Raw genomic sequence first — 23,113 nt, 5'->3', positions numbered from 1 at the left:
GAATTAGCCGGCTGAATAACTTAACGATGCCCAGAAACAAAAGTTGACAAAATGGAAACGAAATAAAATTGAAATAAATTAGAGAGAAAGCTCTTCGCGCGTCACGGTCGCGGTACCCAGCTTGCCGACGACAATGCCGCCCGCCAAGTTAGCGATCCGGACTGCTTCCGGCAATGCAACGCCGTTACCCAGCATCACGGCCAGGGTCGCAATTACCGTATCGCCGGCGCCTGACACATCAAACACTTCGCGCGCGACGGCGGGGAAATTGACGACTTCATTCTCCAGATATAGCGTCATGCCTTCTTCGGAACGCGTCAACAGTAGCGCTTCCAGTTCCAGCGACTGTCGCAGATTTTGCGCCTTTGCGGTCAACTCTTCTTCGGTCTTCCAGTGACCGATAATCCGGATCAGTTCGGAGCGGTTCGGCGTCAGGATGGAAGCGCCTTTGTAACGGGAGAAATCATCACCCTTGGGATCGACCAGAATACGCTTGCCCAGCTTGCGGCCGACGCTGATCATGTCGGCAACATTGACCAGGCTGCCCTTGGCGTAGTCGGACAGAATGATCACGTCGTAGTTGCCGACAAGAGCATTGTATTGCGTCAGCTTGTCGCGCAAGACGGTGTCGGTCGGCGCATCTTCGAAATCGACGCGCACCAGCTGCTGCTGACGGCCAATCACGCGCAATTTGATAATAGTCGAGATGGCCGGATCGCGATTGAGGTAGCTGTTGATGCCAAGCTCGGTCAACAAACCCTCGACGGCCGAACCTGCCTCATCTTGTCCAATGACGCCAAGCAGACCGGTTTGCGCGCCCAGCGTTGCCGCATTGCGTGCCACGTTGGCGGCGCCGCCCAGGCGCTCTTCACGACGTTCGACGCGCACAACAGGTACGGGAGCCTCGGGCGAGATGCGATTGACTTCGCCGAACCAGTAGCGATCCAGCATGACATCGCCGACGATCAGGATACGAGCACTGTTGGTGGAAGAAAGTGTTGTTGCCATGAACTTACGCCTTGGTCAGGATGGAACGGCCGATACCGTGATATTCGACACCGATGTCAGCCATCACTTGCGGCTCAAACAGATTACGACCGTCGAAAATGACCGGATTCTTGAGCTTGCGCTTGAGCTGATCAAAATCGGGGCTTCTGAACGCCTTCCATTCAGTAACAATGGCCAACGCGTCAGCATCCTGCAGCGCATCCATCGGGCTGTCGCTGAAACGAATACGGGACAATGCTTCGTCCTTGCCGGCGAAATCCAAGGTCAGCACGCGCTTGGCCTCCTTCATGGCGACTGGATCATACACGGCGACAGTCGCGCCACGCTCGATCAGCTCACCCAGCAAGACGCGTGAAGATGCTTCACGCATGTCATCGGTATTCGGCTTGAACGCCAGGCCCCAGATTGCAAAATGCTTGCCTTGCAGATTCTCGCCAAAGCGCGTCACAACCTTCTTTCCGAGCACGTGCTTCTGGTTGTTGTTGACTTGTTCCACTGCACGCAGGATGTGCAATTCCTGGCCATAGTCACGCGCGGTGCGTTCCAGCGCCTGCACGTCTTTCGGGAAGCAGGAGCCGCCATAGCCGCAGCCGGCGTAGAGGAAACTGTGGCCGATACGTGGATCGGAGCCGATGCCGTGGCGTACCGCCTCAATGTCTGCACCGACCTTGTCCGCCAGATTAGCCAGTTCGTTCATGAACGAGATGCGGGTGGCCAGCATGGCGTTCGCGGCGTATTTAGTGAATTCCGCAGAGCGCACATCCATCCAGTAGGTGCGCTCGTGATTACGGTTGAACGGCGCATACAGCTTCTTCATCGTCGAATAAGCCCGCTGCCCTTCCGATGTGTTGTCGTGACCGATGACGATGCGATCAGGACGCATGAAATCCTCAACTGCAGCACCTTCCTTGAGGAACTCGGGATTGGACACCACCGAGAAGGATGCATCCTTGACTGCGCGTTGTTCCAGTTCCTGCTGAATGGCCGCGTGCACGCGATCCGCCGTGCCGACAGGCACCGTCGATTTGTCGACGATGACTTTAAAGCCGGCCATGTGCTTGCCGATGTTGCGCGCAGCTGCCAGAACGTACTGCAAATCTGCGGAACCGTCTTCATCAGGAGGTGTACCTACTGCGATGAACTGAACATCGCCATGCGCTACGCTGGCGGCGACATCGGTCGAAAACGTCAGACGGCCTGCCGCACGATTACGTGCCACGACGTCTTCCAGACCTGGCTCATGGATAGGAATCCCACCGTTGTTGAGAATGTCGACCTTGGACTGATCGACATCAAGACAAAACACGTCGTTGCCCAGTTCTGCCAGACAGGCACCGGTGACAAGTCCGACATAGCCGGTGCCGATAATGGTAATTTTCATAATATTCCTACCGATGCGAGTGCGTGCGCACTCTAGTTCATCACATTCAATTCTTCAGTACGGCGTGGCGGATAAGTTTCCCAGTGATTGCACCCCGGGCAATGCCAGTAGAACTGGCGAGCCTTGAACCCACAATGCGTACATTGGTATCGGGCCAGCTTTTGGGTGTAGCTGTGCACCAGCGTCTTCACTACCGACAGTTCAGGACGAATCTCCGCCGGAGCATTGATCATGCGCGCTTCCAGGAATTTGTCGAGACCTAGCAAGGTCGGTGTCCTGCGCAACTCATCGCTGACGAGTTGATTGGCCGCCTCAACACCTTCCAGCTCCAGCACGGCCTTGAAAACCACTTCCAGCAAGTCGATGGAAGAGGCCTCGGCCAGATAGGCACGCAGCAAATTCAAACCCTCTTTCATGCGGCCTACGGCTTGATAGCCATCGAGCAAGCGCTGCGCCACCAAAGCAGCATGCGGCACGCTTTGATGTTCGACGCGGCGCCATGCCAGCAAGGCAGCTTCAACATCGCCTTTCGCCAGGTAAACGTCGCCCAGCAGGATGTTGGCGCGCACACTCTTGCGGTCGGTTGCCAGCGCCTTTTCCAGCATGTTCATTGCGGCATCGGGGTTCGTGTGCACCAGCTCGTCTTCCGCCAGTTCGCAGTAGAACTGCGCGATTTCCTTCTGCCGCCCACCGGCGCCGGATGCTTGCAGAGTCTCAGCGGCTTTAATGGCGCGCGCCCATTCTTTTTCGCGCTGATAAATTTCCAGCAAGGCGCGGCCGGCCTGGGCTCCATATTGCGTGTCATTGAGCAAATGAAAGGTTTCTTCCGCGCGATCCAGTAAACCTGCTTTCAGGTAATCCTGACCAAGTTCGTACTGCGCATGGGCTTTGTGCTCGGCCGGCAAATCGGGGCGTGCCAGCAAGTTCTGGTGAACGCGAATCGCGCGTTCGGTCTCGCCGCGACGGCGGAACAGATTGCCCAGCGCAAAATGCAGTTCGACGGTTTCCGGATCCAGCTTGACGATCTCGATGAATGCGTCAATCGCTTTGTCCGGCTGCTCGTTCAGAAGGAAATTCAACCCCTTGAAGTAACCGCGCGGCAAAGTACGCGATTCGGAAATCAACTGGTTGATATCGACACGTGCCGCAATCCAGCCCAGGCCGAAAAAGACGGGGATGCCCAGCAACCACCAGAATTCAAATTCCATAAAAATCTTTTTAGATGAGATGCTGCGGAGGAACAGGCACGATGCTATCCGGCTGCGGTGGCTGAATTTGCGCCAGTTGCTGCGCTTCGCGCTCTTTCTGCAGGGTCGAGACAGCTTTCTTGTGTCTGGATGCTTCGCGGCGATGGCGGAAGACGATCGGCGTCATGGCCAGCACGCCCAGAATGGCGCCGCCAACGAAGCAGACCAGCAGCACGAGCACCAGCGGATCGGTGCGTTCATAGCCGAGGAAGAAATGGAGGGTGATTTCCTGCGTGTTTTTCAGCGCAAAGAAAAAGAAAAGAATAAACAGGATGGCCGCAATCAGTCTTGAAATTATCTTCATGGCGCTAATCCTTTTTTGATGTATTGGCCGGCCGCGATGGCTTGGCGATAAGTTACAGCATGCTGCACAGACGATCAAACGGCAGAAAAACTATCCAACCGGATCGCCAATACGGCAGAGTTGAAATTGTACGTGAAAAAAAACGGCATCCAAAGATGCCGTTTGATTTGTTAAGCGCTATTTACACTCAGTGCGCTCAACGGTCCCGCTTGCTCTGCAGCAGGCGCAACAACTTAGTCTTCCTTGATGGGTTGCCCCACCATGGCGTCGACACGCTCACGCAATTCCTTGCCGGGCTTGAAATGAGGTACGCGCTTTTCCGGCACCATCACTTTGTCGCCCGACTTGGGATTGCGACCGATGCGAGGCGGCCTGCGATTTAACGCAAAGCTGCCAAAACCACGGATCTCGATACGCTGGCCGGTTGCTAATGCATCAACCATTGCATCGAGGATGGTTTTGACCGCGTAATCCGCATCCTTGGCGACAAGTTGCGGATAACGCTCAGCCAGGCGAGCGATCAGCTCAGACTTGGTCATTATGCTCGACTAATCAGTTCTTGTTGTCGAGCTTTGCCTTCAGCAGTGCACCCAGGCTGGTGGTACCGGAAGCAGCGCTGGAGTCCGAAGACATCTTTTGCATTGCTTCTTGAGTTTCAGCGTTGTCCTTTGCCTTGATCGACAACTGGATGCTGCGTGCCTTGCGGTCGATGTTGATGACCAGTGCTTCAACGCTGTCGCCGACCTTCAGGTGTGTACCGGCATCTTCAACGCGGTCGCGCGAGATTTCGGATGCACGCAGGTAGCCTTCGACTTCGTCCGACAACTGGATCACTGCGCCCTTAGGCTCGACCGACTTGACGGTACCGGTAACCAGTGCGCCCTTGTCGTTCATTGCAGCGAAGTTGTTGAACGGATCGCCTTCCAGCTGCTTGACGCCCAGGGAAACGCGCTCACGCTCGACGTCGATTGCCAGAACAACGGCTTCCAGTTCGTCGCCCTTCTTGAAGCGGCGGACAGCTTCTTCGCCGGTTTCAGTCCAGGACAGGTCGGACAGGTGAACCAGACCGTCGATGTTGCCGGTCAGGCCGATAAACACGCCGAAGTCGGTGATCGACTTGATGGCGCCCTTAACCTTGTCGCCCTTCTTGTGGCTGATCGCGAAATCATCCCAAGGATTCGGCTTGCATTGCTTCATGCCCAGGCTGATACGGCGACGCTCTTCGTCGATTTCCAGAACCATGACTTCAACTTCGTCGCCCAGCTGAACAACCTTGTTAGGCGCGACGTTCTTGTTGGTCCAGTCCATTTCGGAAACGTGCACCAGACCTTCGATGCCTTGCTCGACTTCGACGAATGCGCCGTAGTCTGTCAGGTTGGTGACCTTACCGAACAGGCGTGTGCCTTGTGGGTAACGACGGGACAGACCTGTCCATGGGTCGTCGCCCAGTTGCTTGACGCCCAGCGAAACGCGGTTCTTCTCTTGATCGTACTTGAGGACCTTGGCAGTGATCTCTTGACCGACTGTGAGCACTTCCGATGGGTGACGCACACGACGCCATGCCAGATCGGTGATGTGCAACAGGCCGTCGATACCGCCCAGATCCACGAACGCGCCGTAGTCGGTGATGTTCTTGACGACACCGGTAACAACAGTGCCTTCTTTCAGGGTTTCCATCAGCTTTTGACGCTCTTCGCCCATCGATGCTTCGATGACGGCGCGACGCGACAACACGACGTTGTTGCGCTTGCGATCCAGCTTGATGACCTTGAATTCCAGAGTCTTGCCTTCGAAAGGCGTTGTATCCTTGACCGGACGTGTATCCACCAGCGAACCTGGCAGGAAGGCACGAATACCGTTGGTCAGAACGGTCAGACCGCCCTTGACCTTGCCATTGACAGTACCAACGACGATCTCGCCGGACTCCATCGCTTTTTCGAGCGAGAGCCACGATGCCAGACGCTTGGCCTTGTCACGCGACAGGATAGTGTCGCCGAAACCGTTTTCCAGCGATTCGATCGCGACGGAGATGAAATCACCGACGTTGACTTCGAGTTCGCCGTTGTCATTTTTGAATTCTTCGATAGGAATGAAGGCTTCGGACTTCAGGCCGGCGTTGACGATAACGAAGTTATGGTCGAGGCGGACGACTTCAGCCGAAATGACTTCACCAGAACGCATGTCTTGACGTGACAGCGATTCTTCAAACAGCGCTGCAAATGCATCAGCGCCAGCGGCTCCAGGAGCCAGGACAGTAGTGGTAGACATAGATTTATGAAAGGTGTTGGCCAGTATCCGGTCGCGATTTGCAGAAATCAGACTGCTTATGATGCACGCAAAGGGCGATGAATATTGGGTTTAGGTTTATCAACACTCGCCGGACTTTGCATCTGGCGAGCACCAATGGCATTGCAAAAACAACAGATAAAACAGCAACAAATGCTTATAAAGCTGCATACCAGCTGAGTACCTGCTTGACCGCCTCATCGGCTGTCATGTCGGATGTATCCAGTAGATATGCCCCTTCCGCCGGCTTGAGAGGCGCCGACGCACGATTCATATCCCGTGCATCACGCTCCCTCAAATCCTTCGAGAGGTCTTCCATATTAGCAGGAAAACCCTTGTCAATCAATTGCTTATAGCGCCTTTGCGCCCGGGCTTCGACGCTGGCGGTCAAAAAGACCTTCAAGGGGGCGTGCGGGAAGATCACCGTCCCCATGTCGCGGCCATCGGCAACCAGGCCGGGCGCTTTGCGAAAACTCAGCTGCAAGCCGAACAAGGCATGGCGAACCGTTGCCAGAGTGGCAATTTTTGAAGCGGTATTACCGACCTCTTCCGCGCGGATCGCGTGTGTGACGTCTTCGTTGGCGAGAAAAATATGCCCGGCATCGAAATGGCAATTCAGATGTTCTGCGCTCTTGGCCAGACCATGCTCGTCATTCATGGCCACGCCGCGACGAATCGCGGACAACGCAGTGAGACGATACAAGGCCCCCGAATCCAGATAGTGGAAGCCGAGATGTTGCGCTACTTTTTGCGCCACCGTACCTTTGCCCGAGGCAGTCGGGCCGTCGATGGCAATAACGGGAATAGTTGCCGCGTTCATGGGAATCCCCGCTTATCAGTGAAATCAGTAAAAACTCTGGCGAATCAGATCAGTGTCTGTTCGGCAATATGTTCGAATACCCGGAAGTAGTCCGGGAAGGTCTTGGCCACGCATTTCGGATCGTTGATGCGTACCCGCGTACCCTGGCGCGCCACACCATCCAGCGAGGCCAGCGAAAAACACATCGCCATGCGGTGGTCGTCGTAGGTATCGATGGTCGCGGGCGTCAGCTGGGCCGGCGGGGTCACGCTCAGATAGTCCCCACCCTCTTCCACGGTCGCACCGAGCTTGCGCAGTTCGGTCGCCATTGCGGCCAGACGGTCGGTTTCCTTGACGCGCCAGCTGGCAATATTGCGCAAAACACTGGTGCCGTTGGCGTACAAAGCCGCCACTGCAATCGTCATGGCCGCGTCAGGGATATGGTTGAAGTCGGTATCGATGGCTTGCAGCACGCCATTGGACGAGGCTTCGATCCAGTTGTCGCCCATGGTGATGGTCGCTCCCATCTGACGCAGGGCTTCGACGAAGCGTACGTCGCCCTGGATGCTGTCCTTGCCGACACCTTCCACGCGGATCGGTCCGCCGGCAATCGCGCCGGCCGCCAGAAAATACGATGCAGAAGATGCATCGCCTTCGACGTGAATCGTTCCCGGACTCTGATAATGCTGACCGGCGGCAACTGTGAACGACTGCCAGCCGTCGCGCTGCACCTCGATACCGAAGCGGCGCATCAGGTTCAGGGTAATTTCGATATAAGGCTTGGAAATCAGCTCACCGACGACTTCAATCGTCATCGGCTCGCTCTTGGCCATCAAGGGCGCAGCCATCAGCAGCGCCGTGAGGAACTGGCTCGATACATTGCCGCGCACCTTCATGCGATGCGCATTGAGCATGCCGCGGCGGATGTGCAATGGAGGATAGCCGGCATTGCCGGTGTATTCGATCTGCATGCCGACGTCGTTCAATGCATCCACCAGATCGCCGATCGGGCGCTCATGCATGCGCGCCACGCCGTGCAGCGTGTAGTCGCCGCCGATGACCGCCAGCGCCGCCGTCAGCGGGCGAATCGCGGTGCCGGCGTTACCCATGAATAAATCCGCCTGGTGCACCGGCAACACGCCATCGACGCCGTGCACGATGTAATCCTGCGTGCCGTCGATCTGCTCCCATTTGACGCCGAGCTGCTGCAAGGCCATCAGCATCACCAGCGTGTCGTCAGATGCCAGCAGATCCATGATCTTAGTGGTCCCGCGCGACAAGGCGGCCAATAGCAGGATGCGATTGGAAATGCTCTTGGAACCCGGCAACTTGACCGTACCTTGTACGTGGGCGACGGGCGCCAGATCGATGTGATGTGGATAGGAAGCTTGCTTCATCGGAATTCGTGGTTCACCAGGTTAATAGCGGATTAATAACGGGGATATTGCGGACCGCGGCAATTGCGGCAATCGGGCAATGACGACGCAGAAGGCATATAAGCAGCTTAGTCGCCACCCTCTTTGCTTTGCCGCTCGGCTGTTTCGATCGCCACAGACCAATTGTGCCGTGCCTGCTGGGCATTTGCGTAAATTTTTTCCAGACCGTCGCTGTCGCGCTCGACCAGCATCTTGCGCATGCGAATCAACTGAACCAGATAGGCATCCAGCTCATGCAGCAACGCGGCGCGATTGGCGAGCGAAATGTCGCGCCACATCTCCGGCGACGACCCGGCGATGCGCGTGAAATCGCGGAAACCGCTGGCGGCGTATTGAAACAAAATCGGCGCATGCGGCTTCGACGCGATGTCGTCCACCAGCGCATAGGCCAGCAAGTGCGGCAAATGACTGACCGATGCGAAGACAGCGTCGTGTTCCTGAGGACTCAGGCGATGAATCACTGCACCGCAGGCCTGCCAGGCTTGCGCAACACGGTCGATATCCTGCTCAGTGTTTTCGGGCAAGGAAGTAACCACCGTCTTCTTGCCCACGTACAGATCTGCCAAAGCCGCATCCGGACCATTCTGCTCGCGCCCGGCGATCGGATGCCCGGGAACGAATTGCGCGATCTTGTCGCCCAGAGCTTCACGCGCTGCAGCAACAACATCAGCCTTGGTGCTGCCGGCATCCGTCACGACGGTATCTGGTTGCAGATGCGGCGCAATGCTTGCCAGAATCGCACCGGTCTGTGCGACCGGCGCCGCCAGCATGATCAGATCCGCACCTTGTACGGCATCGGCGACATTGGTGCTGAGCTCGTCGATGATGCCCAGTTCCTTTGCACGCGACAGCGATGCTTCCGTACGGCCAACACCGACCACGTGCTCTACGGCTCCGGCCTTTTTCAACGCCAGTGCAAACGAACCGCCGATCAGACCGACGCCAAAGACAACAATTTTCTTCACTATGCTCAGCCTTCAGCCCAGAACGACTTTCAATGCGTCGATAAACGCAGCATTTTCTTCTGGCAGGCCGATGGTGATGCGCAGCCATTGCGGCAAACCATAGTTGCCGACCGGGCGCACGATGATGCCCTTCTTCAGCAAGGCCAGGTTGACGCGCGCACCCGCGCCGTCGTCATCGCCCACCTTGACCAGCACGAAGTTGCCATACGACGGCACATACTTCAGGCCGAGCGCATCGAAGGCAGCGATCAGCTGCTTGTAGCCTTGCGCATTGATTTCGGCGCTCTTTTGCAGGAAGGCCTTGTCGTTGAGCGCAGCGACCGCAGCGGCTTGTGCCAGCGAATTGACATTGAACGGTTGACGGATGCGATTAAGCAAATCGGTCACGCCCGGCTGCGCGATCGCAAAACCGACGCGCAGACCGGCCAGACCGTAGGCCTTGGACATGGTGCGCGAGACGATCAGATTCGGATAGGTGCGGACCCAGTCGGTGGACTCGTATTGCAGATCGGCCGACAGGTATTCGTTGTAAGCCTCGTCGATCACCACCACCACATGCTGCGGCACTGCCTTGAGGAAGGCATCCAGCTCTGCCGGCGGCAGGAAGGTGCCGGTCGGGTTGTTGGGATTGGCGATATAGATCAGCCGCGTGTCATCGGCGATGGCAGCCGCCATGGCTTGCAAGTCGTGACCGAAATCCCTGGCCTTGACTTCAATCGCGCGTGCACCCACCGCTTGCGTCGCCAGCGCGTAGACCAGGAAACCGTATTGCGCATAGACCACCGATTGATTCGGCTGCACAAAAGCATGCGCCGCCAGCTCCAGAATATCGTTGCTGCCGTTGCCGAGCGTGATCCAGTCTTGCGGGACGTTGTACTTGGCGCTGATGGCCGCCTTCAGGTCGAAGCCGTTGGCATCGGGATAGCGGCCGATATCGGCAACTGCCCTCTGCATAGCCAGCCTGGCCGATTCCGGCATGCCCAGCGGGTTTTCGTTGGATGCCAGCTTGATGATCTTGCTTTCTTCCAGGCCGAACTCGCGCGCGACTTCGGCGATCGGTTTACCTGCCTGATAGGGCGCGAGGGCGCGCACGTATTCCGGACCAAATTGTGTCGACATAATGAACCTTCGAATGACTTAGAATGACTTAAACAGTGAAAGGATAAGAGCCCAGCAGCTTGAAGAAAGCAGCGTTCTCTTTTAATTCGGCCAGGGCCTTGGCGACTTTTTCGTCTTGTTCGTGACCTTCGAGATCGACGTAGAAATAATATTCCCACGCGCCCATGCGGGCCGGGCGCGACTCGAAGCGCGTCATCGACACGCCGTGCTTAGCCAGCGGCGCCAGCAGGTTATAAACTGCGCCAGCCTTGTTCGGCACCGACAGCACGATGGAGGTCTGGTCCCGCCCCGACGGCGCCGTTTGCAAGCGGCCGATCACGGCAAAACGGGTACGGTTGTGCGGATCGTCCTGGATATGCGCGTTGACGGTCTGCAGGCTGTACTTCTGTCCGGCGATTTCCCCGGCGATAGCCGCCACGGTGACATCTTCGCCGGCCATGCGCGCCGCTTCGGCATTCGATGCCACGGCCTGACGCTCAATCGACGGGTAGTTCTGATTCAGCCACGCATTGCATTGCGCCAGCGCTTGCGAGTGCGCGCAGATGCGCGTAATGCCTTGCATACCGCCGTCTTTAGTCATCAGGCTGTGATGCACGGGAATCGAAATTTCGCCGCTGATGCGCAGCGTGGTCTGCAACAACAGATCCAGCGTGCGATTGATCACGCCTTCGGAAGAATTTTCGATCGGCACCACGCCGAAATCGGCAGTGCCGGCTTCAGCGTCACGAAACACTTCGTCGATCGAAACGCAGGGCAAGCCTTCGACGGCATGGCCGAACTGCTGATACACGGCTTGTTCGCTGAAGGTGCCTTCCGGGCCGAGATAGGCCACGACCACACGCTTTTCCAGCGCGCGGCAAGCCGACATGACTTCGCGGAAAATGGTCTGGATATCAGTTCCCAGCAACGGGCCTGGATTGCGCTCGGCAGCCTTGCGCAACACCTGCGCTTCACGCTCAGGACGAAACACCGGCGCATTGGTTTCGGCCTTCACATGGCCGACTTCCTGCGCAACACGGGCGCGCTGATTAAGCAAATCGAGGATTTGCGCATCGATAGCGTCGATCTTCTGACGCAGGGGCAAGAGTTTATCGTCACTCATCATAGTCTTTCTTATTACGCGTTCGCCTCATCCAGAGGCTGTTGCAAAGCAAAGCTGGCTAGGCGCAGCGTCGCAAACAGTGCGCTAGCACGGCAAGACGTTGCAACAACGCCAGATTTGTTTTGCAGCGGCCTCTTAGCCGTGAGTTTGCTCGAAGTCGCGGAGATACGTTACCAGCGCTTGCACACCTTCAATCGGCATCGCGTTGTAGATCGATGCACGCATGCCGCCGACCGACTTGTGGCCTTTCAGCTGCAGCAGACCGCGCTCTTTGGCGCCGGTCAGGAATGTCTCGTTCAATGCCTCGTCGTGCAGGAAAAACGGCGCGTTCATGCGCGAGCGGCAATCCTTGGCAATGCGGGTTTTATAAAATTCGGTGCTGTCCAGATAGTTGTACAGCAAGTCCGCCTTGGCGATATTGCGGCGCTCCATCTCAGCCACTCCACCCTGGCGCTTGAGCCACTGGAACACCAGTCCGGCGATATAAATCGAATAGGTCGGCGGCGTGTTGTACATGGAATCGTTGTCAGCCACGATCTTCCAGTCGAACGCGGAAGGGCAGATCGGCAAAGCGTGGCCCAGCAGGTCTTCGCGCACGATGACGATGGTCAGGCCAGCCGGACCGATATTCTTTTGCGCGCCGCCGTAGATAACGCCGTATTTGGATACATCCACCGCGCGTGACAGAATGTGCGAAGACATGTCGGCGACGATTGGCGCATTGTCAGTATCGGCTGCGACGTCCGGCGTGAACTGGTATTCGACGCCGTCGATGGTTTCGTTGGTGCACAGGTGAACGTAAGCGGCGTTGCGCGACAGCTTCCACGACTCGCGCGCAGGAATGCTGGCGAACTTCTCGGCTTCAGACGATGCGGCGACATTGACTTCGCAATAACGGCGCGCTTCCTTGATCGACTTGGTCGACCACGAACCGGTGTTGACGTAATCAGCAACGCCGGCCTCGCCGCGCAGAGCCGCCAGATTCATCGGAATGATGGCGTTCTCGGCGATGGCGCCGCCTTGCAGGAACAGGATCTTGTAATTGGGGGGGACTGCAAACAGCTCGCGCATGTCGCGCAATGCTGCTTCTATGATCGACATGTATTCCTTGCCGCGATGACTCATTTCCATCACGGACATGCCGCTACCGTGCCAGTCCAGCATTTCATCAGCAGCTTGCTGCAATACTTCTTTCGGCAATACGGCCGGGCCAGCGGAAAAATTGTAGACCATGATCCAGGGTAGAAATAAAGAAAAGACGAAGCAACAATACAAGAGCGCAAGCAGAAAAGACAGAAACAGAAGACTGGGCAAACAGGCAGAACAAGCTAGCGGAACAAACAAATAGAACAAAATGAAGCGAATAAACGCAACAGGATGAAAATGACCGGCCATCAGCCGGTCATTTTCTGTTCAACCCGGCTTATTCCGCAGGCGCGTCGCCTTCTCCGGCGGCAGCTGCATCACCGCCTTCGGAATCAACCGCACCGTCGACATCGTCTTCCGCCTTGTCTTCTTCAGCGTCAGACTCAACCACACGCTGCAGGCCGCTCAGCTTGGTACCGTCTTCCACCGCAATCAGCGTCACGCCTTGCGTTGCACGCCCCATTTCGCGGATTTCCGCGACCCGGGTGCGGATCAGCACGCCACCGGTAGTGATGAGCATGATTTCATCGCTGGCTTCCACCAGCGTCGCCGCAACAACCTTGCCGTTGCGCTCGCTGGTCTGGATCGCGATCATGCCCTTGGTACCGCGGCCGTGGCGGGTGTATTCCGTGATCGGCGTACGTTTGCCGAAGCCGTTTTCAGTTGCCGTCAGGACGGATTGCTGTTCGTTTTCGGCGACCAGCAAGGCGATGACTTGCTGACCGTCTTCCAGATTCATGCCGCGCACGCCGCGTGCCGTACGGCCCATCGGACGTACATCGTTTTCGTCGAAGCGCACCGCCTTGCCGGAATCGGAGAACAGCATGACATCGTGCTGACCGTCAGTCAGCGCAGCGCCGATCAGGAAGTCACCCTCGTCGAGGTCGACCGCGATGATGCCGGCCTTGCGCGGATTGCTGAAGTCGGACAGCGGCGTCTTCTTGACGGTGCCGAGGCTGGTCGACATGAAGACGTAACGGTCTTCGGGGAAAGTACGGTTCTCACCGGAGACCGGCAGGATGACCGTGATCTTTTCGCCGTCTTGCAGCGGGAACATGTTGACGATCGGCTTGCCGCGCGAGTTGCGCGAGCCTTGCGGCACTTCCCATACCTTGAGCCAGTACATGCGGCCGCGGTTGGAAAAGCACAGGATGTAATCGTGCGTATTGGCGATGAACAGTTGGTCGATCCAGTCGTCATCCTTGGTGGCCATGGCTTGCTTGCCGCGGCCGCCGCGTTTTTGCGCACGGTATTCGGAGACCGGCTGCGACTTCATATAACCGGTGTGCGACAGGGTCACGACCAGATCTTGCGGCGTGATCAGGTCTTCGGTGCCGAGGTCGGTCGCGTTGAGTTCGATGGTCGAACGACGCTCGTCCTTGGCGCCGATGCCGAAGTCGTTCTTGGCGGCGTTCAGTTCGTCGGTGATGATGGCAGTAACGCGAGCCGGCTTGGACAGAATGTCCAGCAAGTCGGCGATCTGCTCCATGACTTCCTTGTACTCGTTGACGATCTTGTCTTGCTCCAGACCGGTCAGGCGTTGCAGACGCATTTGCAGAATTTCCTGCGCCTGGTCGTCGGACAGTTTGTACAGGCCGTCGTTTTGGATACCGTAGTGCGTCGGCAGATTTTCCGGACGGAAGGCGTTGATGCCGCCGGTGTTTTCTGCGCCGGTACGCGCCAGCATCTCGCGCACCATGGAAGAATCCCAGGCGCGCGCCATCAGTTCGGTCTTTGCCACCGGTGGCGTCGGCGCCGCACGGATGATCGCGATGAAGTCATCGATGTTGGCCAGTGCAACCGCCAGACCTTCCAGCACGTGACCACGTTCGCGTGCCTTGCGCAGTTCGAAAATAGTGCGGCGGGTAACGACTTCACGGCGATGCGACAGGAAGCATTCAAGCATCTGCTTCAGGTTCAGCAGCTTGGGCTGGCGATCCACCAGCGCCACCATGTTCATGCCGAAGGTGTCTTGCAGTTGCGTCTGCTTGTACAGATTGTTCAGCACGACTTCCGGCACTTCACCGCGCTTGAGTTCGATGACGACGCGCATGCCGGACTTGTCGGACTCGTCGCGCAGGTCGGAAATGCCTTCCAGCTTCTTGTCGCGCACCAGCTCGGCGATACGTTCCAGCAAGGCCTTCTTGTTCACCTGATACGGCAGCTCGTCGACGATGATCGCGGTGCGGCCTTCACGGCCGAACTCCTCGAAATGCGTCTTGGCGCGCATGACCACACGACCGCGACCGGTGCGATAACCATCGCGCACGCCGGACACGCCATAGATGATGCCGCCCGTCGGGAAATCCGGTGCAGGAATCAGCTCGATCAGCTCATCCACGGTGCAATTGGCGTTCGACAACACGTGCAACGCGCCGTTGATGACTTCGGTGATGTTGTGCGGCGGAATATTGGTCGCCATACCCACCGCGATACCGGACGAACCGTTAATCAGCAGATTGGGGATGCGAGTCGGCAGAACCGAAGGTTCTTTTTCCTTGCCGTCATAGTTGGGATCGAAATCAACGGTTTCTTTTTCGATGTCGGCCAGCAGCTCATTGGCGATCTTGTCGAGGCGGCACTCGGTGTAACGCATCGCCGCAGCGCCGTCGCCGTCGATCGAACCGAAGTTGCCCTGGCCGTCAACCAGCATGTAACGCAGCGAAAAATCCTGCGCCATACGCACCAGCGTGTCGTAAATCGAAGCGTCGCCGTGCGGGTGATACTTACCCATGACTTCACCGACCACACGCGCACACTTCACGAACGGGCGGTTCCAGACATTGTTCATCTCGTGCATGGCAAACAGCACGCGGCGATGCACCGGCTTCAAGCCGTCACGCACGTCCGGCAGAGCACGGCCCACGATCACGCTCATCGCGTAGTCGAGGTAGCTCTTGCGCATCTCTTCTTCAAGGGAAATGGGGATGGTTTCTTTGGCGAATTGATCCATTGGCAAGTCGGAAGGTATTGATCTTGGTTGGTAAATCAGACCCGCAACAGCATGCTAGAAACGTCCATAGCGGGTAGCGACTTTAAACCAAGCATTCTAGCACGCCGAGCCTTGTTGCCACGGGTTTTAGCTCTGGAGCAATATGCAGCGGCCGGCATAAACAATTGGAGGCAAGGCGGCAAATATGATTAAAATGCGAGCCCTCCATAGAAAAACTTGCGAATTTGAAGCAAGAGGCACGTTTCCTTACGGCCTGTAAGGCACTTGCAAGCGCCTTACAGTCCGACCTTAAAATAATTCGTCTCGCAACTGCTTCAACATACTAATTAATATGTCACATAAATCTACCACCGGATTCCTGCTCTGCCTTTTCGCCGCCACCGTCGGCGCGCAGAACGTCACCAACATCCCTGCAACGCCCGCCTCGTCCGCTTATAACCAGGACAATCAGGGCAATGTTGCACGGAGCCAATATGGGCTTTGCTGGCGCACGGGATATTGGACTCCCTCCAATTCCGTCACGGGCTGCGACGGCGATCTGCAACCGCCGGTCGCCAATCCGATTGCACCGGCATTGGTCAGCAATCCGATGGCAGTTGGCCCTGTTGGCCAGGGCATGCAGGGTGACAGGGCGAATTGCACTTTCACCGTCACATTGAGTGGCGACCAGACCTTTGGCTTCGGCACGGCCAGATTAAATAGCGCCGCCGCCAACGTTCTGAATCAGGAGGTGACCGAAAAGCTGAAAGCATGCGGTCAGATTGACAGCATTATCGTGACCGGTCATGCAGACCGCCTTGGCGCTCAGAAACATAATCAGGAAATTTCACTCAAACGAGCAGAAGCCGTCGCGGCGTTTCTGAAGAGCAAAAATATTTCCGCACCGATCCAAACCATCGGCGCCGGCAATAATGAACCGATCAGCGACTGCAGCGAAAGTCTTGCCAAAAAGAAATTAACAAGCTGCCTATCACCTGACCGGCGTGTGGTTATTTCTGTGCAAGGGCATGAAAAATAAGGTTTTTTACGCAAAAATTAGTTTTTTTGGCAACTCACATAGCATGTTCATAGAGGTAAACCTCTTGTTACCAAAAAACAACAGAGTGTTAAAAACGTTGATTGGACTATTTGGCAACGTTCGCTGATTGCACCAGCCTGTGGCAGAATGGCGGCTAAGTTCATTGCACGGTCCCCTGCAAAGGGGCGTGTGACGACCTGAACACATGATATTATTCGTTTTTTTGATGTCGTAATTTTGTAGCGCAGTTTATCTGCGGATATCTCACCCGAGAGGAGAAACATGAACAAATTAGCAAAACTCGTCTTCGCTGCTGCGTCCGCAGCCATCGCTCTGTCTGCGACTGCACAGGAAATCAAGGACATCAAGGTCCGTCCAAACAGCCTGTACCTGCAAGACGGTCGTGACGTTGTAACCCGCAGCGGTTTCGGTCTGTGCTGGCAAACTGCATTTGTTAACGGCCCTTGCGAAGAAGCACCTGCTCCGGTTGCTGCTGCTGCCGCTCCTGCTGCTGCTCCAGCCGCTGCTCCTGCTGCTGCTCCGACATCGGAAAAAGTTACTTACGCTGCTGACGCATTCTTCGACTTCGACAAGGCAGTCCTGAAGCCAGCTGGTAAGGCTAAGCTGGACGAGCTGGTTGCTAACCTGAACGGTCTGAACCTGGAAGTTATCATTGCTGTCGGCCACACTGACTCCGTCGGTTCTGTTGCTTACAACCAAAAACTGTCCGTCCGCCGCGCTGAATCGGTCAAGGCATACCTGGTTTCCAAGGGTGTCGAAGCTAACCGTGTCTACACTGAAGGTAAGGGCAAATCGCAACCAGTCGCAGACAATAAGACTGCAGCTGGCCGCGCTAAGAACCGCCGCGTTGAAATCGAAGTTGTTGGCACACGTAACAAGTAATTGCCAGCACGAGATTTTCAATCGAAAAAAACCCCGCTTCGGCGGGGTTTTTTTATGGAAATTTGTTTTGTGTCGGACAGCAAGCCAATTGCTTCGGCTATCATTCACCTTATGAATGCCGATCCTCTAGAACTGCAAAAATTTAGCGATCTCGCCCATCGTTGGTGGGATCCCACTTCCGAATTTCGTCCCTTGCACGAAATCAACCCGCTTCGCCTCGAATGGATCAATGCCCGAGCGGCCTTGCCCGGCAAGAATGTGGTTGATATCGGCTGCGGCGGCGGCATCCTTGCCGAATCCATGGCGCGCAAAGGCGCTAAGGTCACCGGTATCGATCTCTCAGAAAAGGCACTGAAAGTTGCCGACCTGCATGGCATGGAATCCGGCGTGCAAGTCCGTTACGAGAAAATTGCCGCAGAAGACCTCGCTGCGCGCGAAGCCGGACAATTCGATGTCGTGACCTGCATGGAGATGCTGGAACACGTTCCCGATCCGGCCTCCATTGTGCGCGCCTGCTCTGCCCTCGCCAAACCCGGCGGTCACGTGTTCTTTTCCACCTTGAACCGCAATCCGAAAGCCTACCTGTTCGCGATTCTGGGCGCAGAGTATTTGCTGCGCATGCTGCCCAAAGGCACGCACGACTATGCAAAATTCATCACCCCGGCCGAACTGGCGCGCTTCATCCGCGAAGCAGATCTGGAACTCGACGGCCTCAAAGGTCTTTCCTACAATCCGCTGACCAAACTGTATTCGATCAACCAGGACACCAGCGTCAACTACATGGTGGCTTGCCGCAAACCACTGTAGCAGCTGGCAAATACGTGGCCGGACCAACCCCGGCCACGTCCATATAACAACAGCAGAAATCTACAATGCCTCTGAAGAAGCCACGTGCAATCCTGTTCGACCTCGACGGCACCCTCGCCGATACTGCCCCGGACCTCGCCGAAGCGGTCAATGCATTGCGCGCCGATCGCGGCCTGGAGCCGACACCCTATGAGTTGCTGCGCCCTGTCGCCTCGGCCGGTGCGCGCGGTCTGATCGGCGCCGCTTTCGGCATCAAACCAGATGACGCAGCCTATGAAGAATTGCGCGTCAGTTTCCTGAACCGTTACGAAGCGAATCTGGTCGTCAAAAGCAAACTGTTCGACGGCATCCCCGATCTGTTGAAACAGCTCGAAGCCCAAGGCCTGGCCTGGGGCATCGTCACCAACAAGGCATCCCGCTTCACCGATCCGCTGGTACCGCAGATCGGCCTGGGTCACGCCGGCTGCGTCGTCTCCGGCGACACCACGCCACATACCAAACCGCACCCTGCCCCGCTGCTGGAGGCCGCGAGCCGTCTGCAATTGCCTTCGGAGGATTGCTGGTACGTCGGTGACGACCTGCGCGACATCCAGGCCGGACGCGCCGCCGGCATGCAAACCGTGGCTGCCGCCTGGGGCTATTGCGGCCATGCGGAGCCGGCATCATGGGAAGCTGATGCGTTGTTGCACGACCCGCTGCACCTGCTTGACCTGATCAGGCCATAATCACGATAGTTTCATTCGTCGCATCTCTTGCAGCGCAGCCGGAAGCCGGCTTCCATCCGATTTCCGGCCACATCAAAATATATTGAAGGCGTTTGCCTGCCGCGAACGCACTTCTCCACGAGGAAACGATCATGGCGAATCATCCCCGTCCTGCCTGGCAACTGCGCACACTGCGCTGGTCCGCATACACCATCACCGTTCTGCTGCTGCTCGCATTAGTCAGCTGGCTGGCACTACCGTCTCTGGTCAAGAAAATCGCCGCCGAACAGACGCTGGCGAAAATCGGCCGCAAGCTCGACATCGGCGAAGTCAGCTTCAATCCCTTCATCCTCGCCCTGCGCGTGCATGACGTCACACTCTACGAACCTGATCAGAAAACCGCCGCATTCAGCGCCAAAGAACTGGTCGTCAACGCCTCGGCGACATCTCTGCCGCGATTGGCCGCCATTCTGGACGAAGTGAAGCTCACCGAGCCCAAGCTCCACGTCGTCCGCCTGAGCGATGAGGGCATCGGCCGCTACAACTTCTCCGACATCATTGATCGCATTCTCGCCATGCCAAAGAGCGAAGGAGAAACCTTCTTCTCGCTGGCCAATCTGCAATTGCAAAACGGCGCCATCCTGTTCGACGACAAGGTCACCGGCAAAACCATCGACATCCGCACACTCAACATCGGTGTGCCGTTCGTGTCAAACCTGCCGCGCAATGTGGATACCTTCGTCCAGCCCATTTTGTCGATGAGCGTCAACGGCACGCCGTTTTCGCTCAAGGGACGCAGCAAACCATTTGCCAGCTCCCTCGATACCACGCTGGCCATCGACATCGACAAGCTGGATCTGGCGAGCTACGTCCCCTTCGTCCCGGTTGCGCTGCCCGTCAAACTGGAAAGCGCCAAACTCACCACGCAACTGGACCTCACCTTCAGCCGCGACAAGGACAAACCGCAAATTGCGCTCGATGGCGACGTGACGCTGGCAGATATCTCAGTGCAGGAAAAAAATGCGGCGCAATTGCTGAAAGCCAGTTCGATTTCAGCAAAGCTCAACAAGCTCGACCTCGTCAAACTCAGTGGCGTTATCGACCAAATCACCATCAGCAAGCCCGAAATATGGGCTGAGATGAACAGCAAGGGCGAAATCAACTGGACCCGCATCGGCAAGAACAACACCAGACCTGTTGCTGCAAAGAAGACACCCCCTCAGGGCAATGTCAAACCCGTGGCTGCAGCGCCGACCGCTGCTCCTGTAGCAGCCACGCCTGCGGCTGCAGACACGAAACCGGCCGCAACTGCACCGGCCATCACCGTCCGTAAATTGATGGTGCGCGACGGCAGCGTAAAATGGACGGACGACACCAACGCCTCGCCGCGCCAGATTGTGCAGTTGGAAAAAATCACCGTCGACGCCGAAGAAGTTTCCACCGTCGCCGATGCCAAGCCAGCGAAGATCGCTTTGTCGCTCATAGAAAACGGTCATGGCGAAATCGGCTTCACCGGTGAAGTCGCACCACTTAAAGGTAGCGTCAACGGCAATGCCACGCTGAAATCCGTACAGCTGAGCGGCTATCAGAATTACCTCAATCGCTCCCTCAACGGCGCACTCAGCGGCAAGGTCTCAGGCCAGACCGATGTACAAATCGCCGGCGGCCAGATCAACCTCCGCAAGCTCGGTATCGAGGTGAGCGATCTGAAACTGGGATCCAAAGTCAAATCCGCTGCGAGTGTCATTGGCGCCAAGACCATCGCCCTGGATAATGCATCGATCGACCTGCAAGCGCATAAGGCGGAAGCAGAGGCGTTCCGCATCGTCGGCCTGAACGGCGATCTGCGACGCGACGCCAAGGGCGTATTGAACCTGCAAGACTTGCTCGCCACATCCGGCACATCTGGCAAGCCGGCCACAGCAGCGGATGCATCCGCCAAGGCCGACACACCTGCAAAGACTGCAACACCGGCCAGCGCAAACGCCGCAGCATGGCAAGCGAAGTTGAACAGTTTCGCCATCACCGACAGCACCATCGTCTACGAAGACAGCGGCACCACGCCGACGCAAAAGCTGCGCGCCGAAGGCCTCAATCTGAAGATCGACAATCTCTCCAGCCAACTGGATCAGACCACGAAGATCTCGCTGCAAACCAAGCTCAACAAGAACGGCAAGCTCAACGTCACCGGTCAGGCGGCACCGCAGTTGAAGACCGTCGACCTCGTACTGGACGCGCAGAACTTGCCGATCGCACCGTTCCAGACCTACTTCACCGACTACCTGAACGTCACACTCACCAGCGGCACGCTGAGCACAAAAGGCAAACTCGCGCTCACGCCGCCCATCAACAAGCAGGCGTTGGCGCTGCAATACAACGGCTCGGCCAGCCTGAACAACTTCCGCGTGCTCGACAAGCAGACCTCCACCGACTTCCTGCGCTGGAGAACGCTGAATCTGCAAGGTATCAATGCAAAAGTTGGCGGCAAACCGGTGGTCTCGCTGGAGAAGATCGCTCTCTCCGATTTTTACGCCCGCGCCATCCTGTCCGATCAGGGCAAGCTGAATCTGCAAGACATCGTCGTCTCCAAAGATCAGCCGCCGAACTCCGTCACTACACCAGCCAGCGCCGACGGCAAACCTTCGACCACCGTCGCCAAGACCACCACATCGACAGCACCGGTCACCCCCGCCGCACCTGATCCGAATGCACCGGTCGTGCGCATCGGCCAGACGGTCCTGCAAGGCGGCAACATCAACTTCACCGACAACTTCGTCAAACCCAACTACACCGCCAACATGACCGGTATGGGCGGCACCATCGGCAGCATCGCTTCCGACAAGCCTGAACCAGCCACCATCGACCTGCGCGGCAAGATCGACAACGACGCGCCGCTGCAAATCTCCGGCTCACTCAATCCCTTGTTCAAGCCGATGTTCCTCGACGTCAAAGCCAGCGCCAACGGCGTGCAACTGCCGCGCCTGACGCCGTATTCCGCCAAGTACGCCGGCTACCCGATCACCAAGGGCAAGCTGTCGATGGATGTGCAATACAAGATTGAAAACGACAAACTGGTCGCACAAAACGACGTGCGCATCGAGCAACTGACCTTCGGTGATCACGTGGATGGCCCCAACGTCACCAAGCTGCCGGTGATGCTCGCCGTCTCTCTGCTCAAGGACCGCAACGGCACCATCAACCTCAACCTGCCGATTTCCGGCTCGCTGTCCGATCCGCAATTCTCAATCGGCGGCATTATCATGCGCGTTTTCGTCAACCTGATCGTCAAGGCCGTCACCTCGCCGTTTGCGCTGATCAGCTCGATGTTCGGCGACGACAGCGCCGGTGAGCTCAGCTACATAGAGTTCGAACCCGGCTCGTCCGAACTGACCGACGACATCCGCAAGAAGCTCGACACCCTCGGCTACGCCTTGCATCAGCGCCCTGCCCTGAAGATCGACGTCATGGGTCGCGCTGACCCCGCTGTCGACGACGTCGGCCTGCGCAAGGAGCTCCTGAACCGCAAAATGCGCGCAATGAAACGCAAGGACATCATCGAGAAAGAAGGCCAACCCTCCGGCAAGGATCTCGATATCTCCGATAGCGAACGCACCAAGTACATGGAAAAGGTCTACAAGGACGAAAAATTCAAGAAGCCGCGCAACATGGTGGGCCTGACCAAGTCGCTGCCCCCGGAAGAAATGCAGAAATTGATCGTCGACAACACCACGATCACGGAAGACGACCTGCGTAACCTCGCGCAACGCCGTGCAGATCTGGTCCGCAATTACCTGCAAGACCAGAGCATCATCTCGGCGGATCGCATTTACCTGATCGCGCCCAAGCTCAATGCCGAAGGCATCAAGGACAAGGGACAAACCAGCCGCGTCGAACTGACGTTGCAGCAATAAAGAACCAAAACAACATGGCTTGCC

Annotated in this window: 18 protein-coding genes; 5 read left to right on the top strand and 13 right to left on the bottom strand. The window is 57.0% G+C overall.

The window, feature by feature from the left end; genetic code table 11:
- Positions 1–78: 78 nt before the first annotated feature.
- The 13 genes from rfaE1 to gyrA form a co-directional block, all read right to left on the bottom strand.
- The gene (gene rfaE1 / locus AC1RN6_RS21240; protein WP_493007438.1) at positions 79–1,008 is read right to left on the bottom strand and encodes a D-glycero-beta-D-manno-heptose-7-phosphate kinase; all 930 of its coding nucleotides are present in this window, start codon (positions 1,006–1,008) and stop codon (positions 79–81) included.
- A gap of 4 nt (positions 1,009–1,012) precedes the next feature.
- On the bottom strand, positions 1,013–2,389 hold the full coding sequence (locus AC1RN6_RS21235) for a UDP-glucose dehydrogenase family protein (RefSeq protein WP_493007437.1): 1,377 nt from the start codon (positions 2,387–2,389) through the stop codon (positions 1,013–1,015).
- Positions 2,390–2,421: 32 nt separating this feature from the next.
- Complete coding sequence (gene lapB, locus AC1RN6_RS21230; RefSeq protein ID WP_493007436.1) at positions 2,422–3,597, bottom strand: lipopolysaccharide assembly protein LapB; 1,176 nt, start codon at positions 3,595–3,597, stop codon at positions 2,422–2,424.
- Between the two features lie 10 nt (positions 3,598–3,607).
- Complete coding sequence (locus AC1RN6_RS21225) at positions 3,608–3,940, bottom strand: LapA family protein (RefSeq protein WP_493007435.1); 333 nt, start codon at positions 3,938–3,940, stop codon at positions 3,608–3,610.
- A 233-nt stretch (positions 3,941–4,173) separates the two neighbouring features.
- The gene (locus AC1RN6_RS21220; RefSeq protein WP_007876341.1) at positions 4,174–4,479 is read right to left on the bottom strand and encodes an integration host factor subunit beta; all 306 of its coding nucleotides are present in this window, start codon (positions 4,477–4,479) and stop codon (positions 4,174–4,176) included.
- A gap of 13 nt (positions 4,480–4,492) precedes the next feature.
- Positions 4,493–6,208 (bottom strand): 30S ribosomal protein S1, encoded by a 1,716-nt coding sequence (gene rpsA, locus AC1RN6_RS21215; RefSeq protein WP_081493360.1) that lies wholly within the window; start codon positions 6,206–6,208, stop codon positions 4,493–4,495.
- A 175-nt stretch (positions 6,209–6,383) separates the two neighbouring features.
- Positions 6,384–7,046, bottom strand: a complete 663-nt coding sequence (gene cmk / locus AC1RN6_RS21210) for a (d)CMP kinase (RefSeq protein ID WP_493007434.1) — start codon at positions 7,044–7,046, stop codon at positions 6,384–6,386.
- 44 nt (positions 7,047–7,090) lie between these two features.
- Positions 7,091–8,422 (bottom strand): 3-phosphoshikimate 1-carboxyvinyltransferase, encoded by a 1,332-nt coding sequence (gene aroA, locus AC1RN6_RS21205; RefSeq protein ID WP_493007433.1) that lies wholly within the window; start codon positions 8,420–8,422, stop codon positions 7,091–7,093.
- Between the two features lie 107 nt (positions 8,423–8,529).
- Positions 8,530–9,426: a prephenate dehydrogenase gene (locus AC1RN6_RS21200; protein WP_493007431.1), complete on the bottom strand. Its 897-nt coding sequence runs from the start codon at positions 9,424–9,426 to the stop codon at positions 8,530–8,532.
- Between the two features lie 12 nt (positions 9,427–9,438).
- Entirely contained in the window at positions 9,439–10,545 is a 1,107-nt protein-coding gene (hisC, locus tag AC1RN6_RS21195) for a histidinol-phosphate transaminase (RefSeq protein WP_493007429.1), read from the bottom strand.
- Positions 10,546–10,573: 28 nt separating this feature from the next.
- Positions 10,574–11,647 (bottom strand): prephenate dehydratase, encoded by a 1,074-nt coding sequence (gene pheA / locus AC1RN6_RS21190; RefSeq protein WP_493007632.1) that lies wholly within the window; start codon positions 11,645–11,647, stop codon positions 10,574–10,576.
- A gap of 135 nt (positions 11,648–11,782) precedes the next feature.
- Positions 11,783–12,880, bottom strand: a complete 1,098-nt coding sequence (serC, locus tag AC1RN6_RS21185; protein WP_493007428.1) for a 3-phosphoserine/phosphohydroxythreonine transaminase — start codon at positions 12,878–12,880, stop codon at positions 11,783–11,785.
- A 190-nt stretch (positions 12,881–13,070) separates the two neighbouring features.
- Entirely contained in the window at positions 13,071–15,746 is a 2,676-nt protein-coding gene (gene gyrA, locus AC1RN6_RS21180) for a DNA gyrase subunit A (RefSeq protein WP_493007427.1), read from the bottom strand.
- Positions 15,747–16,077: 331 nt separating this feature from the next.
- Here gyrA and AC1RN6_RS21175 point away from each other — a divergent pair, with 331 nt between their 5' ends.
- The 5 genes from AC1RN6_RS21175 to AC1RN6_RS21155 all read left to right on the top strand — a co-directional run bounded on the left by AC1RN6_RS21175 (position 16,078) and on the right by AC1RN6_RS21155 (position 23,089).
- Positions 16,078–16,764, top strand: coding sequence for an OmpA family protein (locus tag AC1RN6_RS21175; RefSeq protein WP_493007426.1), 687 nt, complete (start codon positions 16,078–16,080; stop codon positions 16,762–16,764).
- Positions 16,765–17,046: 282 nt separating this feature from the next.
- A complete protein-coding gene (ompA, locus tag AC1RN6_RS21170) occupies positions 17,047–17,667 on the top strand; it encodes an outer membrane protein OmpA (protein ID WP_493007425.1) in 621 nt (206 codons plus the stop codon).
- Between the two features lie 111 nt (positions 17,668–17,778).
- Positions 17,779–18,474: a bifunctional 2-polyprenyl-6-hydroxyphenol methylase/3-demethylubiquinol 3-O-methyltransferase UbiG gene (gene ubiG / locus AC1RN6_RS21165; protein ID WP_493007424.1), complete on the top strand. Its 696-nt coding sequence runs from the start codon at positions 17,779–17,781 to the stop codon at positions 18,472–18,474.
- A gap of 65 nt (positions 18,475–18,539) precedes the next feature.
- Positions 18,540–19,199: an HAD family hydrolase gene (locus tag AC1RN6_RS21160; protein WP_493007422.1), complete on the top strand. Its 660-nt coding sequence runs from the start codon at positions 18,540–18,542 to the stop codon at positions 19,197–19,199.
- Between the two features lie 131 nt (positions 19,200–19,330).
- Positions 19,331–23,089, top strand: coding sequence for a DUF748 domain-containing protein (locus tag AC1RN6_RS21155; protein WP_493007421.1), 3,759 nt, complete (start codon positions 19,331–19,333; stop codon positions 23,087–23,089).
- Positions 23,090–23,113: the final 24 nt, after the last annotated feature.

This window comes from Herbaspirillum sp. GW822-FHT03A08, assembly GCF_058801885.1.
Note: the sequence above shows the minus strand (reverse complement) of the source record. Positions and strands in the feature narration are given on the sequence as shown.

What these genes read in the sequence shown, in the direction of transcription:
- rfaE1 (WP_493007438.1), bottom strand. Translation starts at nt 1,008, where the DNA reads ATGGCAACAACACTTTCTTCCACCAACAGTGCTCGTATCCTGATCGTC.
- AC1RN6_RS21235 (WP_493007437.1), bottom strand. Translation starts at nt 2,389, where the DNA reads ATGAAAATTACCATTATCGGCACCGGCTATGTCGGACTTGTCACCGGT.
- lapB (WP_493007436.1), bottom strand. Translation starts at nt 3,597, where the DNA reads ATGGAATTTGAATTCTGGTGGTTGCTGGGCATCCCCGTCTTTTTCGGC.
- AC1RN6_RS21225 (WP_493007435.1), bottom strand. Translation starts at nt 3,940, where the DNA reads ATGAAGATAATTTCAAGACTGATTGCGGCCATCCTGTTTATTCTTTTC.
- AC1RN6_RS21220 (WP_007876341.1), bottom strand. Translation starts at nt 4,479, where the DNA reads ATGACCAAGTCTGAGCTGATCGCTCGCCTGGCTGAGCGTTATCCGCAA.
- rpsA (WP_081493360.1), bottom strand. Translation starts at nt 6,208, where the DNA reads ATGTCTACCACTACTGTCCTGGCTCCTGGAGCCGCTGGCGCTGATGCA.
- cmk (WP_493007434.1), bottom strand. Translation starts at nt 7,046, where the DNA reads ATGAACGCGGCAACTATTCCCGTTATTGCCATCGACGGCCCGACTGCC.
- aroA (WP_493007433.1), bottom strand. Translation starts at nt 8,422, where the DNA reads ATGAAGCAAGCTTCCTATCCACATCACATCGATCTGGCGCCCGTCGCC.
- hisC (WP_493007429.1), bottom strand. Translation starts at nt 10,545, where the DNA reads ATGTCGACACAATTTGGTCCGGAATACGTGCGCGCCCTCGCGCCCTAT.
- pheA (WP_493007632.1), bottom strand. Translation starts at nt 11,647, where the DNA reads ATGAGTGACGATAAACTCTTGCCCCTGCGTCAGAAGATCGACGCTATC.
- serC (WP_493007428.1), bottom strand. Translation starts at nt 12,880, where the DNA reads ATGGTCTACAATTTTTCCGCTGGCCCGGCCGTATTGCCGAAAGAAGTA.
- gyrA (WP_493007427.1), bottom strand. Translation starts at nt 15,746, where the DNA reads ATGGATCAATTCGCCAAAGAAACCATCCCCATTTCCCTTGAAGAAGAG.
- AC1RN6_RS21175 (WP_493007426.1), top strand. Translation starts at nt 16,078, where the DNA reads ATGTCACATAAATCTACCACCGGATTCCTGCTCTGCCTTTTCGCCGCC.
- ompA (WP_493007425.1), top strand. Translation starts at nt 17,047, where the DNA reads ATGAACAAATTAGCAAAACTCGTCTTCGCTGCTGCGTCCGCAGCCATC.
- ubiG (WP_493007424.1), top strand. Translation starts at nt 17,779, where the DNA reads ATGAATGCCGATCCTCTAGAACTGCAAAAATTTAGCGATCTCGCCCAT.
- AC1RN6_RS21160 (WP_493007422.1), top strand. Translation starts at nt 18,540, where the DNA reads ATGCCTCTGAAGAAGCCACGTGCAATCCTGTTCGACCTCGACGGCACC.
- AC1RN6_RS21155 (WP_493007421.1), top strand. Translation starts at nt 19,331, where the DNA reads ATGGCGAATCATCCCCGTCCTGCCTGGCAACTGCGCACACTGCGCTGG.